Below are 18,371 nucleotides of genomic sequence, written 5' to 3'. Positions count from 1 at the left end.
ATCATGCGGATCATAAAAGCAACTCTTGAACACCTGGACCTGCTCTGCCCGCTGTTCATCAAATATCGCGAGTTTTATGGCGAGTTGCCGTTCCCGGACTCATCCCGCGATTTTCTGGAAAAGCGTTTGCGCCGCGATGAATCGGTGATCTACCTGGCACTGGCCAAGGATGACGACAACAAAGTGCTGGGCTTCTGCCAGCTCTACCCAAGCTTCTCGTCGCTGTCGCTCAAGCGTGTGTGGATTCTCAACGACATCTATGTGGCCGAAGACTCCCGTCGCCAGCTGGTCGCGGACCATCTGATGAAGCATGCCAAACAGATGGCCAAGGAAACCCAGGCCGTACGCATGCGCGTGTCCACCAGCAGCGACAACGAAGTGGCACACAAGGTCTATGAGTCCATTGGTTTCAAGGAAGATACCCAGTTCAAGAACTACGTATTACCGATCAACTAAGGTCATAAATCACTTTGTGGGAGGCAGCTTGCTGGCGACTTCAGCGTACAGACGCAGAATATCTGCCGGTTTTCAGGCCTTTGTCGCCAGCAAGCTGCCTCCCACAAGTCTTGTTTGTGGCTTGAGTGATTAGCATTAATCCGTAGGAGCGACTTCAGTCGCGAAAAACCTGTTGCCATGTTTATCCCTCTATAATGCCGCGCGTACTGCACAGTAGTTTCTTCCGCACGTGCCCTGTTCCAAGGGTCTGGCCTCAGGTATTCCAATGGATTTCAACCCCCTCGACCTCATCCTGCACCTCGATGTGTATCTCGACCTGCTGGTAGCCAACTACGGCACCTGGATCTACGCCATCCTGTTCCTGGTGATTTTCTGTGAGACGGGGCTGGTCATCATGCCCTTCCTGCCAGGCGACTCGCTGCTGTTCATCGCAGGCGCAGTGGCTGCCGGTGGCGGCATGGACCCGGTTCTGTTGGGAGGGCTGTTGATGCTGGCAGCCATATTGGGCGACAGCACCAACTACATCATCGGGCGAACCGCCGGAGAGAAGCTGTTCAGCAATCCAGACTCGAAAATCTTCCGCCGCGACTATCTGATCCGCACCCAGGAATTCTATGCACGCCATGGCGGCAAGACAGTCACACTGGCGCGCTTCCTGCCGATCATTCGTACGTTCGCGCCTTTCGTCGCGGGCGTCGGCCGGATGAACTACCTGCGCTTCCTGAGTTTCAGCGTGCTGGGCTCGATCCTGTGGGTAGGCAGCCTGGTAACGCTTGGGGTCTATTTCGGCAATGTGCCCTTTATCAAAAAGAACCTGACATTGCTGGTGCTGGTGATCATTCTGATGTCCCTGCTGCCCATGGTCATCGGCCTGATACGCAGCCGCATGGGCCGCTCGGCAGACGCCCGCTGAGCCATGTGGTCGTTCAGCAATTGGCGCAGACAGCGCACGCTGGCTAAAAACCCGGTCGCACCCGAAGTTTGGCTACGGGTGCGCCAGCGGCTGCCGATCCTGGACGGTTTGAGCGAGGCACAGGAACAGGCGCTGCGCGAGGCCTGCGTGCTGTTTCTGCAAGCCAAACACCTGACGGCGTTGCCGGGTGTCAAACTGGATGACGAACAACGGTTGTTCCTCGCGGCCCAGGCACAGTTACCGCTGCTCAACCTCGGGGATCTGAACTGGTATCAGGGTTTTCACGAAATCGTCCTGTACCCCGGCGACTTCATCAGCCCGCAACGGCACCGCGATGCCAGCGGTATCGAACATGAATGGGATGGCGAGCACAGCGGAGAAGCCTGGCAACAGGGCCCGGTGATTCTGGCCTGGCCGGGCGTGCTGTCCAGTGGCGACTGGGATGCCTATAACCTGGTCATCCACGAACTGGCGCACAAACTCGACATGCTCAATGGCGATGCCAACGGCCTGCCGCCGCTGCACGCAGACATGCGCATCAGCGAGTGGGCCAGAGTCATGCAAAACGCCTACGACGATCTCAACCGGCAACTGGACAACGATCCAGACATCGAAACGGTCATCGACCCTTACGCCGCCGAAGACCCTGCCGAATTCTTCGCGGTGACCAGCGAGTACTTTTTCAGCGCGCCCGACCTGCTGTATGGCACCTATCCCGAGGTCTATGAGCAACTGAAGGCTTTTTACCGCCAGGACACCCTGGCCCGGCTGCAAGCCCTGCAAAAGGGCGACACGGCCAGTCAAAGCCAGCACTGATCCAACGCGGTGCGTGTCAACATCAACAGAATATGCCTATAATCCGGCCCACTTTTTGGCGTTAATGCCAATATCTGTCTGGTCAACTACGGGGGCAAAACCCAATGAGCTACAGCAAGATTCCGGCTGGTAAAGACCTGCCGAACGACATCTACGTCGCTATCGAAATCCCGGCCAACCACGCGCCGATCAAATACGAAATCGACAAAGAATCCGATTGCCTGTTCGTTGACCGCTTCATGGCCACCCCGATGTTCTACCCGGCCAACTACGGTTTCATCCCCAACACCCTGGCTGACGACGGCGACCCCCTCGACGTGCTGGTTGTTACTCCATACCCGGTTGCTCCAGGTTCGGTCATCCGCGCTCGCCCGGTCGGTATCCTGAACATGACCGACGACGGCGGCGGCGATGCCAAGGTTATCGCAGTACCACACGACAAGCTGTCCCAGCTGTACGTCGACGTGAAAGAGTACACCGACCTGCCAGCCCTGCTGCTGGAACAGATCAAGCACTTCTTCGAGAACTACAAGGATCTCGAAAAAGGTAAATGGGTGAAGATCGATGGTTGGGGCAATGCTGACGCAGCCCGCGCCGAGATCCTGAAATCGGTTGCAGCCTACAAAGGCTGATCACCCGGTTCTCCGTTCCGGAACACCTGACCGGGTGTTCCGGACACCTTCTGCAAAACGCTTCGCCCTCCTCGCTCCTCCCGCCTCGCAAATCCTCCAGAACATCATCAATAAACAAACGTATAAAAATACATTCATCATTTAAAACGCGATAAACAAAACGTGAGCCCGGCACAATCGGTTTAAAGCAGAACACAGCGTTTATTTCAAATAAACGGATTGCGGAACATGCCTACATAACAACTGTTGCACCTGTAGGTCGCTAACCGTAAGTAATAAGGGAACAGCAGTATTTGAACACCCCGTTCATTTAAACGGATTCGCGAGCGCCGTAAACTCGGCTTCATGAATACATCAGGTGATCGACTACGCATCCTCCTGCGGGAGTGCCATCTTTCTGCGACGGACTTTGCAGCCAACCGCAAAGTCACGCCCCAGCACGTGAACAACTGGTTCAAACGCGGCGTACCCATGGCGCGGCTGGAAGAGGTGGCTGAACTACTGACCGTCAACCCCCGCTGGCTGCGCACCGGCGAAGGCCCCAAACACCCGACAGACTCCGCCAACGAGAACAATGGCGGCGACACCCCGATTACGCTTCACCAAGGACGAAGCCTGCTGCGCGGCGATGTGGAAATTCAGATCTACAAGGAAATCGAATCCACCAACAGCATCGGCAAGACCGTACTGGCCGAAGCGCCCGGACAAAAAATACGTTTGCCCATGCACGTGCTGCAAACCATGAACATCGACCCCAAGAACACCATGTGCGTCGCCATGATCGGCAACAGCATGGCCGACAAGATCCAGGACGGCTCACTGCTGGGCGTCAACCGCGACCTTACCCAAGTCATCGACGGCGAAATGTACGCCCTCGAACACGGCGGCATCCTGCGCGTCAGATACCTCTACCGCCTGCCCAACGGCGGCCTGCGCCTGCGCAGCCACAACAACAGCGAATACCCGGACGAACTCTTCAGCGCCGAAGAAATCGAGCGGGAAAACATCCGCATCCTGGGCTGGATATTCTGGTGGTCCACCCTCAACAGCCGCCGAAACGCCATGCTGCTGCGCTGAGTATCCGTATTTACACAGTGAGAATGTGTTTCAAGACTGGGCATTGGCGCAAAACATCAGTATCCTGTGGCCACCATTCGGCACAGGCTGCCCAGCGCGGCCCTTGCCACACAAGGCGAACGACACGTTCGGCTTGTTACCTCTTTAGCATCCCTTGCGGATGCACCTGTTGAAGGCGATTGCGGTTTACCAAAAATAAACCAAGACCGTCCCCGAGAAGCCGGCCACAAGCCGGCTTTTTATTTGCTTGTGAAAAGTCAGTCAATGATTCCCAGGCGCCTGCGTCGGGCGGACAAAGCTCGGCGAAACGAAATCTCCGCATACTCCATGAACAACCGCGCCAAGTGATTCAGCGCTTCCTCTTCCCCTTCACCACCCACGACAAAATCAAAACCCAGCGCACGCTTGTTCTGCTCAGGCAACTCTTCCCAACTGTTCATCAGGTAGGCATACATGGCACTGACGACTTGCTGCCTGGTCATGACCTGACGCGCCGAAAGGGTTGAGGATCTGAGCCTGCGAGGCTTGCGAGACAACAGTTGTGGTTTCTTGTTTTTCATACTGACTCCCTTGCACCCATACGTGCATATCCCTAGAGGCAGAAGCTTAAACCAAAAACCCATTTTGGGATAATCCCAAATCAGGTTTATTCAGGTGGCCGGACCATCAAACGGCACGCCTACGTGAAAACCATCCACAACACCCGCTATCAAGCCTTGCTCATGCTTTTGTTAGAGGCACGCGAAGCAGCCGGTCTGACTCAAAAAGAACTGGCAACCCGACTCGACCGCCCGCAATCCTTCGTTTCGAAAACCGAGAATGCCGAGCGCAGGCTGGATGTGATTGAGTTTTTGGAAGTGTGCAAGGGGATTGGGGTGGATCCATATGAGGTGCTTCGGGGGTTGGAGACTACGATCAGCACTCTTAACGCCCCACTCCCCCCAAATACTGACCCCGCTTCACCCTAACCGGACAAAGCTCAAGACCAAACGGCTTGAATACAGCGTTCATCGACTTGATGGTCTGATTACCTTCTTCATGCTCAATGTGCGCCAAGGTACGAATCGAGATTTTGCACATTTTTGCAAAGGTGCGCTGATCCAGCCTTGCCACCATTGTCCGGAGCATCTCCACAGCCTTGCCCATTGAAATTTCGCCATGCCCCAGCATGCTCTCAATGGAGCGAATGAGCTCTTCCCTTGTCATTGCGCTGAAGTTCTGGTCACTCATAGCGGCATTTGAATTCATAGAACACCCCAGGCTTGCATCCGGTCTTTGAGGTTGGCCAGCGGGATACTGGGGTGGTTCCAGATTACGACCGGAAGATCTGGCTGAAGGATTTCAGGAAGGTGAAGAAACAGTTTGGCGTCCTCCCTCAAGCGCTCATACAAGCGAGCGGGATGTACATAGGTCCCCAGGCTCATACAGGCGGCCTCCCAATTGATATTGTTGGCCAGCTCGATCTCTTTTGGCCATCGTGTCGTTCTGATAATCCCTTCGCGATCTACGGACATCGGAGCCAGGTCATAAATAGGCGCCAGTTTGAATCGCCCCTTCTCACGGATTATTGAAGTGTTCCGACCGTGATTGTCGGTGTTCCCTAATACCCGGTTGAGCAAGTCGCGGCGCAGATATTCAGAAATCAGATCATGGATCTCATCTTCCTGGCCCGCGCACCTCCAGATGCTTACGAGCATATCGATGACCTGAAGATGACTCATCTGCAACCAAGGTTCTGAAACACCGGCCAATGAATAAATGGACTCCACCGCAAAACGTTTAACGCCTTCAGGTGATATTTCACGATCAAAGCGCTTCATCCAGAGACTGGGCTTGCGGCCTTCGTTAAGTGCTAGCCCATCCTGCGAAACCGTATTCAACCCGAGTTGGTGAATCGCTTTGTAGTACAGGTACTCCGCGCGCAGGATGGCGACGTCTTCGCTCAGTGCCTGCCCTCTTGGAAATTTGATAAACCAGTGCTCAGCCGCCTCTGAATCCGGAAGCGATGCATCCGGGTAAAGCAGACCCGTTTTGTCTTCAGTCATCAGAATCTTTGGCGCAGCACCACCTGCCCCACTGGCACCTCCAATGGCTGCCCCTTGATCGTATGCGTAGTCGATGAACTCAGTGCTCAGAGCAATCACCTCTTCACGAGGAAATCCAAGGCGAGCGGACTGGTCAATCAGGTCTGCTGACTCTTTGATTCGCATGTTTCCGATTGGTGCTGGCGTACAGCGACCTAGCAGGAAGAGGTCCGTGGCCAAGCCCTCAGGCTTTTCCCCACCTATCCGCCGCATCAGAGAACTCTTTGCTGCACCCGCCGGCGAGATATCGTGAAGAAATGCTGGCGCGATCTTGAGTGTGTTGTCGTCAAAACCTACCGGGAAGTTGTAGCTGACCGCCGACTCATCCTGTGCCAGGACGTCGTTGATGTGGCGAACGATATAGTCACGGTCATATGCATAAGAACACGGCCCAAGGAAACCTTCCGCTGGCTCTCGAAAGGTGAGATGAAAAGCATTACGCCACTGGCCCTCATCGTGGATCTGGATTGTGAGCTGCATAACGCGCACCTGCAATATAGTGCAGATGATCATAGGGCACGGGCCGTTTATGTGCAATTTATTGCAGAAATGCAGCCCACCACAACCGCTAAAGTGCACTATATTGCAGATTCGGAGGTAGTGATCACCATAAGGTTAAGGGACACATGCCACTTGTGGGAGGCAGCTTGCTGGCGACGACTGATGAACAGACACCGCATATGTACTAGCCGGCATTAACCACAAACCAGCTTTTATTTGTCGGCTAAAAGTCATCCACCCCAAGCCGTCTGCGCCGCGCAACCAACGCCCGCCGAAACGAAATCTCCGCATATTCCATAAAAAGTCGCGCCAAGTGATTAAGCGCGTCCTCCTCCCCTTCGCAGCCCACGACAGAATCAAACCCAAGCGCACGCTTGTTCTGCAGCATGCGTTCGGTGGTTTTTCCTTCGGTTGATGACCTCGCAACTTGAAGCCTAGGAGGGACTGGTCACCAGAATCGATCGCCCACAATCCTTCGAGAATGCAGATCACAGATCTCGACGTCATTGAATTCATGGGCATGTGCAGGGGAATAGGGGCGGATCCGTATGTGCTGCTTCGTAACCTGAAAGCAAAGGCCGCCTATCCTTGAGAGACCGAGCGGATCTGGATACAGAAGACATATGCTCTTACACCAGAGCATTCGCCGTACGGTTGCAACACACTATGCTTGCTGACGCCAAACCAACATAAAAGACGGTCTACCCGTTCATCAATGCAGTGACAAAGACCTTGCAAAACAACGTAGCTGTGCCTAACCTCTCCCGCAACATACCCGCCATGCCTAGGGCTGCTTCGGCAGTTACGCACAAATTGAGCGGGTTTTTTATGCCCGACTGTTTTTCGGCATGAAGCCCTTTAGCAAGCCAGCCATTGATATTCCTGCCCAGTTGGATTTGCTCAAAAAGCGTGGGCTTACTATCCAGGACGAAGGCAAGGCGCATTGTTTTTTTGAGGCCGTCAGTTTCTTTCGCCTCACGCCTTACATGCGCCCGTTTCAAGTGTCCGAAGATGCCGAGCATGGTTTCAGGCCCGGTACGCAGTTGAAAGAACTTACTCGTCTATACGATTTTGACCGACGCCTGCGACTGTTGGTAATCGATGCGATTGAACGCATTGAAGTTGCAGCACGGGCCGCCATCAGCAACCACATGGGACCTAAATATGGGGCTCACTGGTATCTGGAGGTTCATTTTTTCCAGCGCACCTATCGCCATCAGGCACTGCTCGACAGCATTCGTAGTAAACAGGAAAAAGCGCATCAGGACCATTCGCGCGAATGTCAGCGCATCGATGCCTCCCAAGCATCTGATGCTCGCAAAACGCTACTCAAAAGCCTGCGCACCAAGGAAAGTTATGCGCGACATTACACACTGACTTACAACGCTCCAGACCTGATGCCCGCCTGGGCCGCCATGGAAGAGATAACCCTTGGTGAGCTCTCATACTTGTTCAAAGGTCTCGCACGCGATGCCGACAAAAAAGCCATCGCCCGACGCATGGCCTTGCCAGGACCACTTCTGCAGTCATGGCTGCATACCCTGACGAGCATTCGCAACATATGCGCACATCATGCTCGTCTATGGAACCGCGAATTGGGCATCCGTCCAGAGCTTCCCAAAACAGTCAATTTCCCTTGGCCAACGTATTTACAACAACCAGGGCAACATGCACGAATGTTCACAGTGCTATGCATTCTCAACCTGCTGATGCGCCAAGTCAGCCCACACACCAGTTGGGATAGACGCTTGCATGAGCAATTGAATGAATTCGCCGACATCAATCTATCAGCCATGGGCTTCCCACCCGACTGGCAGAACGATCCGTTTTGGCAAATGCTCGATTAACCCTAATAGCCCAGAAAGCCTATGGCCTTTGCGGCGTATTGCACCCGCTGCGATGCACTTGGTAATCATTGCGAGCACGACTGCAGAAAGGCAGCGAAGGTGAAATACGGAATGCCAAACACAGACTCGATGTGATTGTGTATCGAAGATTTGAAGCCGATCCAGCTTCGCAGACAGGGCCGCTGTAACCAAGAGCAACCGCGCCCAAAGGCGCGGCTGCTTCCAGACTTACTGCCAGTTAGCCGCAATCACGGCATTCAACGAGGCCTGGTAGTTTTCCGACAGTTTCACTTCTCCCGGTGCAGGAGGTGCGAAAGCCGCCATGGCTTGTACCATCTGGTCAACCTGACTGGCCATCAGGACCTTGCCGTCCGCCGTGCGGAATTGCTCGATCTGTTGGGCCTTCTCCCAAGTGCCCTCGCCCCAGAACGACCATTTGGATACCGTCACCTTGTCGCTCGTGCCGATGACGCCGACTTCCAGATCCCAGCCATTCTTGCTGAACCACAGTTGGTCGGCCGCAATACCGCTACCAAACTGCAGTACATCCGTGTTGGCATCCGGGTCAAAGTCGTCGATGACGTCCTGGCCACCGCCGCGCTCGAACTGGTAGAGGTCGTTGCCACGGTCGCCATACAGCCGGTCATTGCCCGTGCCACCGATGAGGGTGTCCGCGCCTGCGCCGCCGTTCAGTTCATCATCCCCGGCACCGCCCGACAGCACGTCGTTGCCGCCCAGACCATAGAGCTTGTCGTTGCCTGCAAGGCCACTGAGCGAATCGGCCACAGCATCATCGCCATAAAGCGCGTCATTGCCCTGGGTGGACGTGCCGTTGCTCATGGTCTTGATGGTGCTGGCATTCCAGGTGGTCCCGTCGGCGAACTGGATCTGTTCGATCAGGTTCGCGGTATTGGAGAACCATCCGGAAACCGTCAGCCTGTCGGTTGTTCCGGCAATGCCGACATACAGGTCGTTCAGGCTACGGGTGAGCTGGATATCGGCAGGTTTGAGGCCTTCCGCAAGCTTGATCACGTCCAGGTTGCCGGCCGTATTGTCGTAGTCGCTTATCCAGTCCTGCCCGGCACCGCGATAGAACAGGTAGGTGTCGTTGCCTGCATCGCCATACAGGCTGTCATCACCGGCACCGCCATCGAGGATGTCCGCTCCTGCTCCGCCATAGAGCTTGTCCTTGCCAGCGCCACCGTTGAGGGTGTCGTTGCCTGACAAGCCGTAAAGGCTGTCGTCACCGCCCAGACCGCTCAGGACATCGGCAACAGACTCTTCGCCTTGCAGGGTGTCGTTGCCTTCGCTCGCCACGCCTTTGACCATGGCTTTGAGGGCCGTTGCATCCCAGACGGTGCCGTCCACGAACTGGACTTGCTCGATCTGCGAGTCGGTGGAGTAGAACCAGTCGCGAACGGTGATCTTGTCCGAAGTGCCGATGATCGCCAGTTCGAGGTTGTCGCCCACGCGCGAAGCCTTGATATCGCCCGGGCTGATGCCTTGTGCCAGTTTGATCACGTCGATATTGCCGGAGGTCCAGTCACGGTCGTAGATCTGGTCCTGGCCACCGCCCCGCTGGAACAGGTAGATGTCGTTGCCCGAGCCGCCATACAGCGTGTCGTTGCCTGCTCCGCCATCCAGCGTATCGACACCCGTTCCGCCATCGAGCATGTCATCGCCAGCACCGCCAATGAGCACATCGTTACCGGCCTGGCCGTACAACTGATCATTGCCGCCAAGCCCGTCGATCTGCTCGCCCGTCTCGTCGCCGTAAATCGTATCGGCGGCTTCGCTGGCCACGACCACCGACAGGCGCTTGAGGTCCGCGACAGACCAGACGGTCCCGTCCGCGAACTCGACGCGCTCCACCTGATAGTTGGAGTTGGTGTAGTCGTAGATTTTCATCCAGTCGTTCGTGCTCTTGATGGAGAGCACGATATCCGTCCTGTCACGCTTGACGATGACATCGCCAGGGGTGATGCCTGCCGCGACTTTGATGGTGTCGACATTGCCCGTGGTGGAGTCGAACTCGTTGATGGTGTCCTGGCCCATGCCGCGATAGAAGAGGTAGGTATCATCGCCGCGAGATCCGCTCAGGGAATCGTTGCCGGCACCGCCATCGAGAATGTCATTGCCATCGCCACCATCGAGGTAGTCGTTACCGGCTCCGCCATTGAGGGTGTCGTTGCCGCTTTCGCCGTACAGCGAGTCGTTGCCAGCCCCACCGTTCAGTTGGTCATTGCCAGCATCACCGTACAGTTTGTCGTCGCCATTGAGCCCATCCAGTACATCGGCCCCAACGTCGCCATACAGGGTATCGGCTGCATCACTGGCCACTCCCCGGGTCATGGCCTTGAGGGTATCGACATCCCAAACCGTGCCATCGGCAAATTCGACACGCTCTACCTGGTAGTTGATGTTGTTGAAGAAGGTGATCGACATTTTATCTGTCGTTCCCTTGATCGAGAGATGCAGGTAGTTGCCGTCACGATTCAGAATCACATCGGCCGGAGCGATATCGGCCGCGACCTTGATGGTGTCGGCATTACCCACAGTCCAGTCGAAATCAGTAATGGTGTCCTGCCCCATGCCGCGGTAGAAACGATAGGTGTCATTGCCGAAATTGCCCGACAGCCTGTCGTTACCGGCACCGCCATCCAGAATGTCGTTACCGTCGCCGCCGTAGAGCCAGTCGGCACCATCGCCGCCGTTCAGTACGTCATTGCCAGCGTTGCCGTAAAGGGTATCGTCGCCGCCCAGCCCGTTGATCGTGTTGGCCAGCGCATCGCCATTGAGGTAGTCGCCGCTCTGGGTGCCGGTGATCAAGCCGGTCTGCTCGCCGACCACGATGTCGAACACATCACTGACCACTGCACCTGCACGGTCCACGGCCGAAACCTTGACCGAGACGGTGCCCTGGCTTCCGGGCGTACCACTGAAGGTGCGAGTGGCCGCATCGAACGTCAGCCAGGCAGGCAGCGACTGACCGTCGGCAGACTGCGCGGTAATGCTCAATGTGTCTCCGGCATCCACGTCGGTGAACGTCGCTGCCGGTAGTGCAAACTTCAGGAGTGTGCCTGCGGTTGCAGCCTGGTCGACAATGGCCTTGGCCAGGACCGGTGCATCGTTGGTATTGCTGATCCGCACGTCAAAGCTGTCGCTGACGGACAGGCCGGCCTTGTCGGTCGCGGTGACGCGAATCGACAGGTTACCCACAGCGCTGTTGTCCGGCGTGCCACGGAAGGTACGGGTGGCAGCATCGAAACTCAGCCAGGCTGGCAGAGGTTTGCCATCCGCCAGGGTTGCGTTCAGCTTCAGGGCGTCACCACTGTCCGCATCGACAAAGGCATTGGGTGCCAGGGTCAGGACGAATCCGCTGTCTTCGGCCACGTTCTGATCGGCAATCGCCTGCGCCAGGGTCGGCGCACGGTTGGCCTGGGTCGCCAGGGTTGCAGTGTTCCAGACCGTGCCGTTGGCGAACTCGATGCGCTCGATGCTGTGACCACGGGCTGCGGTCCAGCCGGAAATGATCTGCTGACCATCGTTCAGGCGCAGCACCATGCCTTGCGCGGAGTGATCGACAGCGACGTCGCTTGCATTGATGCCCGCTTCAAACACGATGGTGTCAACGCCGCCACTGGCATCCAGGTCCTCATTGATCAAGTCCTGGCCATGACCGACGCCGAACAGGTAGCGGTCATTGCCTTTGCCGCCCTGCAGGAAGTCGTCGCCAGCACCGCCGTACAGGCGGTTGTCGTGTTCGTTGCCGAACAGTTCGTTGGCCTGGGCGTTACCCGTGGCATTCAAGGCGGAACCGGACAGGGTCAGGATCTCGACATTCGTCGCCAGGCTGTAGTCGACGGTGGAAATGACCTTGTCATTACCCGCGTCGGTATCCTCCATGACCACATCGCCGATGTGATCGACAAAGTAGGTGTCATTACCCAGGCCACCGATCATCAGGTCTGCACCTTGGGCACCGTCGAGACGGTTATCGCCGATATTGCCGCGCAGAATGTTGTCGGCGCTGTTGCCTGTAGCGTTGATGTTGGCGCTGCCGGTCAGGTTCAGGTTTTCCAGGTTGCTGGCCAGTGTGAAGGAAACCGAGGCATTGACCGTGTCCGTGCCCTGACCTTGGGACTCGACGACCCGGTCGGAACCGTCGTCGACCATATAGGTGTCGTCACCCAGGCCGCCGATCAGCACATCGGAACCACCGGCACCGTCCAGCACGTTGTTGGCGCTGTTGCCCACAATGCGGTTGGCCAATTCATTGCCGGTGCCATTGATAGCCGCTGTACCCAGCAATTGCAGGGACTCGACTTCACTGGCCAGGGTATGGCTGACACTGGACTTGACCAGGTCATAGCCACCGCCCACCACTTCCTTGATCACGTCACCGACGTTGTCGACGATATAGGTGTCGTCGCCTGTGCGGCCTTCGAGAACGTCCGCACCGGCACCGCCATCGAGGGTATTGCCGCCAGCGTCGCCGATCAGCAGATCGTTGGCAGCAGTGCCGCTAAGCAGCACTTTGGGCTGTGCAACGGCCTGACCAAAAATGAAGTTGGTGGCGGACAGTTGATTGGCGGTGACGCCTTTGAGGGTCAGGTACTGAGTGCCACTGGCCATCGCGCCCAGCCAGACTCTCAGGTACTGCTCGCCATCCACCGTCACGGAACTGAAGTTCAGCTCGGCAAAGCTGTGTACCGCTCGGATCTGTGACAGGTCGATTTTCTCGGCTGGATTGGCCACCTCGAAATCGTCGATCAGGTTGGCCATGATGCCTTGCGAAGCACTCGCCTTGAGGTCTTCGACCACGACAAAACGATCATTCCCGGCACCGCCCGCCACCGAGGCTCCGGTGTGCGAGGCTGCACCGCCGAGGTTGATGTTCGGTGACAGCAATGTGGTGGTCGCGTAGTCAGCGATGCCTTGATCGCCCTCCAGGTAGAGGACATCGTTACCCGCATCGCCTCCGAGATAATCCAGCCCGGCACCGCCGTAGAGCACGTCATCGCCTGCACCGCCACGCACCACGTCATTGCCTTCGCCACCGTTCAGGGTGTCGTTACCGCCGACAGTCGAAGACGTGGAGCTTTCGCCGACCAGCACATCATCACCCAGACCACCGGTGATCACATCGGCTCCCGTGCCACCGAAGACGCGCTCGCCGCCCTCATTGGCCCAGTACAGAACGCCATTGGTCGTGTCCGGCAGAATCCGCTCGGTCACGGTGCCATCAAGCCCGAAACCAAAGCCGGAGTAACGCTCCAGACGGCTCAGGCTCACGCCTTCCGGTACATGCACGAAGCTGCTCAGGGTCAGGCCCTGGGACTGCACATTTTTAAGTACCAGAACTTGCCCGTCATCCAGCGTCAACCGGGTGTCCGCGCCTTGCTGGCTGATGCCCATCGTCGAATACACATCAGGGCCGAAACCGGACAGAACGATTCGGTCGGTGCCGATGACGAAGTCGGTCAGGGTATCGACGTCGCCCGCGTTCTTGTCGATCACAAAATAGTCGGTATCGGCGCCGCCGGTCAGGGTGTCATTGCCCTGTCCTGCGATCAGCGTATCGATACCTGCACCGCCCGACAGCAGATCGTCGCCACGACCACCCGAGAGATGGTTATCCGCAGCGTTGCCGGTCAGCGAGTCACCAAACTCGCCGCCGATGAGGTTTTCGATCTGGCCAGGATTGGAGATGGTCAACTGGGCACCGGCCAGGGTCGCCTGACCTTTGGTGAGATCGATAACGCTGGCGCTGGCAATCGCCGCGGCATTGATCGTGTCTACGCCGCCATCGGTATCGTTGAGCACATTGCGTCCGCCTGCAGCGGCCAACTGTGCATATTCATTGGTATACACATATTGGTCATCGGACGTACCGTCCTTGCCGTAAACGTTCATGCTCCAGCTGTTGAGTGTGCCGGTGTCGCCGGTGACCGTATCGATGACTTGCAGCGTCCAGTTGCCCTGCGCCGTTTCACCACGCAGAAGCGCCGTGTCGAAAACGTAATTCAGGGTCGAGCTGCCCGCAAAGTCGGCATTGCCACGATCGCTCGCCGCACTGCCCGGCGCCTTGCCCGGACGGTTCATCAGAATGGATTCCGTACCGGACGGCGAGATCAGCTTGAGGATCAGGTCACCCGGACGGGAATGCGTCAGGCTGACTTTGACTTCAACATGCTCGACAGAAATACCGGCGTTACCCATGGTCAGGGAATGGCTGATGCCTGCGCCCTGTCCGTCAGTAATTGCGCGGTTGAGGGTGCCGGAGTCCAGAGGCTGGTTCAGGCTGAATTCATTACCGTAGGTTTGCTGGGTATTCCAGGTTTCGGCCAGACGAACCGCAGCACGAGCATCGACTTCGCCATAACCATAGTCATGGCTGACATGCATGCCGCCGCCGTTCCAGTTCTGGCTTCCGTTTTCCTGCCAGGAGGTATCAGGGTCGGCGACCTTGCGGGCCGAAATCGCCAGGATCTGCTGGACGTCGCGATACCCCAGTTCAGGGTTGGCTTCTAGCATCAGTGCCACGATGCCGGAGACGATCGGCGCGGCAAAACTGGTGCCTTGCGAAACGCTGGTGTCGGCACCGAACGTGGAGCCATTGTCGTTCTGCACCAGACGCGAAGTGGAGGTCACGTTCGAGCCCGGCGCGCTGACCAGAATACTGGCACCAGGGCTGGAAAACGGCTTGCCGCCAAACTGGAGCGCACCCAGGTCGGTGGTGGCATTGATCGCGCCGACAATGATACTGCTGCGGCTGTTGGAGACGTTCGAGTAGTTGGTGTTCCCGCCTTTTTCCCGGTCGTTGCCGCCGCCCGTGACAATCACGGTCCCCAGACCATCGCGCCCCTCTTGCAAGGCCTGACGGTGGGGCGTCGGCATCAATCCCAGTTCGGCCGGGGAAAACTTCAGGTCGAAGGGAATGCTACTGCCCCAACTGTTGTTCACCACGTCATATTCGTGCATGTGGGACATGGTGCTGAAGTCGTCTTTATTGACCCAGTAACCGGCAACCGTGGCGTCATAAGCCACACCCACACTGCCTTCGCCATTGCGGGAGGCGACCATCACACCGGCCACCAGAGTCGCGTGATCGCTGAAGACGCCGCCGCTGCCCTCGCCCGCCATCTGCCCCGGCGTGGCATTGGCCAGCCAGTTCTTGTCGATGTTGTCTTTCAGGTCGGCATGACGGTAATCAAGCACTTCCTTGGTCGTGCCGAAAGGGCTGGTGGTTTCGATCTGGGCAATCCTGACGCCCTTGCCGGTGTAATCCTTCCAGACCGGAAGAATATTGGCCTGGGACAGATACCATTGATCGGTCACCAGCGGATCGTCGGGCAGATCAGAGGTCTTGAGGTAAACCGCAGCACGCATCGTCGCGCTTTCGCCGGTCCCCATGCTGATGACCGTACCGGCCTCATTGCCCTTGGCGTCGGCAACGGTGTACTTGAAGCCCATGATGCCGGTAAAGGTTGCATCCGGCGTGAACAGCACATCGCCGGCCTGGGTCACGCTGGCCGTACCGCCCACGACATCGAACAATCCGGTGATGTGCAGCGCATCATGCTGCCAGTCGATATCGTTCTGCAGCAGTTGTTCCTTGCCGATCAGATGCGCACTGGTACGCTCGAAAGCCGCACCGGCCTTGTCGCTGCTCAGGACATCCTTGACCAGCAGAGGATTCTCGATGCCTTCGCTGGTGGTGCTCGGGATCTCGACCAGCTTGAGATTCTTGAAGTTGACCTTTTCGATGTTCTGCAGGAAATCGGTACCGTCACGCCCGGCCACGGTGTCGCTGATCCAGACACCTTCTGCCGTGCGTGTCAGACGGTAGTCGGCAAAGTCACCGGACAGTTCGACGACGTCCAGGCCGTCACCGCCATCAATCACATCATCGCCCGCACCACCGATCAGTACATCGTCGCCGGCACCGCCGTTGAGGTTGTCGTCATCCTGACCGCCATCGATGAGGTCATTGCCCAAGCCGCCCTGGATCCGGTCATTGCCACGATGCCCGCGCAATACATCGTTGCCGGCTCCGCCCAGAATGACGTCGTTACCATCTTCACCCGACAACGCATCATTGGCGTACCCACCGATGAGTACATCATCGCCGTCGCCGCCGCGCATATAAACCGTGCTGGACCCGCCCCCGATGAAGGTGTCATTGCCACGACCGCCTTGGGCAATCTCCACACCGGCATCTGCCAGGTTGAGATAAACACCTTTATCGCCCAGGACCTGAACGATATCGGTACCGTCCCCTCCATGGATATTCTCGGACAGGTCGTCGCCATCGATCAGCAGAACATCGTCTCCGGCACCACCGTAGAACGTATCGCTACCCTGGCCACCGGCCAGCCAGTTGGTCTGGGCGTCGCCTTGCAACACATCATTGCCAGAGCCGCCAGTCGCATTGTTTACGCCTTTCGATGCCACATCGATATGTTCACCCGTGGAGGATGAAGAGGCATAACCGCTTACAGGGGAAACCTCTCCTCCCCCCTGCGTTGAGATGACAGTACCGGTGCCACTTGCCGTAAAAACGTGACCGTTGGGGTTGGCCAGGAAGTTGGCGGCGATGGCTTCTTTACTGACGCCATTCTGAACAAATGTCCCTCGTGCCAGCACTTCGTTACCGTCACGCACTTCGCCGCTTTGAGCCACGCTGTTCAAGTTGATCCGGGTAATGCCCAGCTCTGCCAATGACTTCAGTTCGCTCTTTTCATTGGCGTCCACCGAGCCATTACCATTGGCATCATCCCAGCTCTTTCCGTCGTGGTTGGCATCGACCCAGACTTTGACACTCGACCAGGCATCGTCGCGGTTATCGAAAACACCGTCAGCATTACTGTCCAGACTCGCCAAGGCAGTGAATCCGTTCGAGAAGCGTTTTTCTCCGGCATTACCGCCTGTGCCCGCCACACCACCGAAATATTCGGAAAGTGTCTCGCTGATGTTGTCGATCTTGCCATTGGCATTGGAGTCCACCACAACGATGCCGTCTTGCGGGCTGACCCAGCCCGTTTCCTCAAGACTGCCGCCATCGTTATCGGCATCGAACAGTACCGGTGCTCCAAGATAATCCGTCAGTCTTACGCCATCACCATTAAGGTCCAATACCAGCGGATCGGTAGGCAACGTCACACGGGCACGTGCATCGCCCGAATTCAAAAGTGCAGCCAGTGTGCTGCCATACGTCATGCCCTGGGTCGAGTTACGCAGGCTGAAATCAAACACATCCTTGACGGTGTTGACGTTACCCGGACGATAACCATCAGCCAGAATCTGCGTGGCCGCATTGGTAAAGGTGTTATTTATCCAATTGCCCTGATACTGGTTTGCATTGAGTTTATCTGCATAGTAAGTCAGGTTCCAACCGCCACCACTGGCGACCAAACCCTGGGCAACTTCAGCGGCTGCCGCATCGTGATCCACGGATTCTTTGTATTTGATTCCAGAAGCAAGATCGGTACTCAATGAGAAATCATTGTTTACCATACCACCAGCTAGGTCATTGGCATCTAGCCACAAGCTGGTTTCACTACCATCGTAAACAAATCCATTTTTATGCATATCTCCAATAATTATTTGAGTCCCAAACCCACCAAGAAGCGCATTAATATTATCATCATTAAATTGCGGAACAAGATCACCTTGCTCCCCCTTTGGATTGTATCCGATAGCCTTCAATGAGGCATATACAAAATCCACACAACTATTAGTCAATACATTATAATTTTTTGGATCAAACCCACCGGATGCGGGGTTATCCGAAAAGGCCATTAATGACTCATACTGCTGCTCAGTCAGCTTTACAGTTACTTCATAAACAGTTTCCCGGTATGCCTGATTATCATCATAGACTACGTTACCATCACCCTTTAACTGCCCAAGAGCCGAGGCAAAACCGAAACTCTCGCTATTTTCACCATCACTAACGCTATACCACATATGCCCGCCGACAGAATCGACCTTGTCCCCCGCCTTATGATCCCCCTTATCATGCTGATAAACATAATCCGCC

General features: G+C 56.5%; 11 protein-coding genes. 7 read left to right on the top strand and 4 right to left on the bottom strand.

Annotated elements, in window-relative coordinates:
• The first annotated feature begins 3 nt into the window (after window positions 1-3).
• The 5 genes from JL015_RS12365 to JL015_RS12345 all read left to right on the top strand — a co-directional run bounded on the left by JL015_RS12365 (window position 4) and on the right by JL015_RS12345 (window position 3,894).
• On the top strand, window positions 4-456 hold the full coding sequence (locus JL015_RS12365) for a GNAT family N-acetyltransferase (protein WP_201007065.1): 453 nt from the start codon (window positions 4-6) through the stop codon (window positions 454-456).
• Between the two features lie 265 nt (window positions 457-721).
• Window positions 722-1,369, top strand: a complete 648-nt coding sequence (locus JL015_RS12360) for a DedA family protein (RefSeq protein ID WP_201018650.1) — start codon at window positions 722-724, stop codon at window positions 1,367-1,369.
• Window positions 1,370-1,372: 3 nt separating this feature from the next.
• The gene (locus JL015_RS12355; protein ID WP_201018649.1) at window positions 1,373-2,185 is read left to right on the top strand and encodes a M90 family metallopeptidase; all 813 of its coding nucleotides are present in this window, start codon (window positions 1,373-1,375) and stop codon (window positions 2,183-2,185) included.
• Window positions 2,186-2,289: 104 nt separating this feature from the next.
• Window positions 2,290-2,817 (top strand): inorganic diphosphatase, encoded by a 528-nt coding sequence (gene ppa, locus JL015_RS12350; protein WP_201018648.1) that lies wholly within the window; start codon window positions 2,290-2,292, stop codon window positions 2,815-2,817.
• A 345-nt stretch (window positions 2,818-3,162) separates the two neighbouring features.
• The gene (locus tag JL015_RS12345) at window positions 3,163-3,894 is read left to right on the top strand and encodes a LexA family transcriptional regulator (protein WP_200994476.1); all 732 of its coding nucleotides are present in this window, start codon (window positions 3,163-3,165) and stop codon (window positions 3,892-3,894) included.
• A gap of 257 nt (window positions 3,895-4,151) precedes the next feature.
• Here JL015_RS12345 and JL015_RS12340 read toward each other — a convergent pair whose 3' ends face one another.
• Complete coding sequence (locus JL015_RS12340; RefSeq protein ID WP_236249420.1) at window positions 4,152-4,454, bottom strand: hypothetical protein; 303 nt, start codon at window positions 4,452-4,454, stop codon at window positions 4,152-4,154.
• Window positions 4,455-4,577: 123 nt separating this feature from the next.
• On the opposite strand from JL015_RS12340, the gene JL015_RS12335 reads away from it, so the two are divergent.
• Complete coding sequence (locus JL015_RS12335; RefSeq protein WP_200986288.1) at window positions 4,578-4,862, top strand: helix-turn-helix domain-containing protein; 285 nt, start codon at window positions 4,578-4,580, stop codon at window positions 4,860-4,862.
• Here the strand turns inward: JL015_RS12335 and JL015_RS12330 are convergent.
• The gene (locus JL015_RS12330; RefSeq protein WP_236249419.1) at window positions 4,819-5,142 is read right to left on the bottom strand and encodes a helix-turn-helix domain-containing protein; all 324 of its coding nucleotides are present in this window, start codon (window positions 5,140-5,142) and stop codon (window positions 4,819-4,821) included. The genes JL015_RS12335 and JL015_RS12330 overlap by 44 nt on opposite strands.
• On the bottom strand, window positions 5,139-6,458 hold the full coding sequence (locus JL015_RS12325) for a HipA domain-containing protein (RefSeq protein WP_236249418.1): 1,320 nt from the start codon (window positions 6,456-6,458) through the stop codon (window positions 5,139-5,141). Before JL015_RS12325 ends, JL015_RS12330 begins: the two co-directional genes overlap by 4 nt.
• 869 nt (window positions 6,459-7,327) lie before the next feature.
• Between JL015_RS12325 and JL015_RS12320 the strand changes: the two genes are divergently transcribed.
• Window positions 7,328-8,326, top strand: coding sequence for an Abi family protein (locus tag JL015_RS12320; RefSeq protein WP_200986278.1), 999 nt, complete (start codon window positions 7,328-7,330; stop codon window positions 8,324-8,326).
• Window positions 8,327-8,554: 228 nt separating this feature from the next.
• On the opposite strand, the gene JL015_RS27690 is transcribed toward JL015_RS12320, so the two are convergent.
• The gene (locus tag JL015_RS27690; RefSeq protein WP_236250205.1) at window positions 8,555-17,824 is read right to left on the bottom strand and encodes a calcium-binding protein; all 9,270 of its coding nucleotides are present in this window, start codon (window positions 17,822-17,824) and stop codon (window positions 8,555-8,557) included.
• Window positions 17,825-18,371: the final 547 nt, after the last annotated feature.

This window comes from Pseudomonas cichorii, from assembly GCF_015471405.1.
Classification (GTDB): Bacteria; Pseudomonadota; Gammaproteobacteria; order Pseudomonadales; family Pseudomonadaceae; genus Aquipseudomonas; species Aquipseudomonas serbiensis.
The sequence above is the reverse complement of the archived record's forward strand: the minus strand, read 5'-3'. Positions and strand labels throughout refer to the sequence as shown.

What these genes read in the sequence shown, in the direction of transcription:
- JL015_RS12330 (WP_236249419.1), bottom strand. Translation starts at nt 5,142, where the DNA reads ATGAATTCAAATGCCGCTATGAGTGACCAGAACTTCAGCGCAATGACA.
- ppa (WP_201018648.1), top strand. Translation starts at nt 2,290, where the DNA reads ATGAGCTACAGCAAGATTCCGGCTGGTAAAGACCTGCCGAACGACATC.
- JL015_RS12355 (WP_201018649.1), top strand. Translation starts at nt 1,373, where the DNA reads ATGTGGTCGTTCAGCAATTGGCGCAGACAGCGCACGCTGGCTAAAAAC.
- JL015_RS12325 (WP_236249418.1), bottom strand. Translation starts at nt 6,458, where the DNA reads ATGCAGCTCACAATCCAGATCCACGATGAGGGCCAGTGGCGTAATGCT.
- JL015_RS12345 (WP_200994476.1), top strand. Translation starts at nt 3,163, where the DNA reads ATGAATACATCAGGTGATCGACTACGCATCCTCCTGCGGGAGTGCCAT.
- JL015_RS12340 (WP_236249420.1), bottom strand. Translation starts at nt 4,454, where the DNA reads ATGAAAAACAAGAAACCACAACTGTTGTCTCGCAAGCCTCGCAGGCTC.
- JL015_RS12360 (WP_201018650.1), top strand. Translation starts at nt 722, where the DNA reads ATGGATTTCAACCCCCTCGACCTCATCCTGCACCTCGATGTGTATCTC.
- JL015_RS12365 (WP_201007065.1), top strand. Translation starts at nt 4, where the DNA reads ATGCGGATCATAAAAGCAACTCTTGAACACCTGGACCTGCTCTGCCCG.
- JL015_RS12320 (WP_200986278.1), top strand. Translation starts at nt 7,328, where the DNA reads ATGAAGCCCTTTAGCAAGCCAGCCATTGATATTCCTGCCCAGTTGGAT.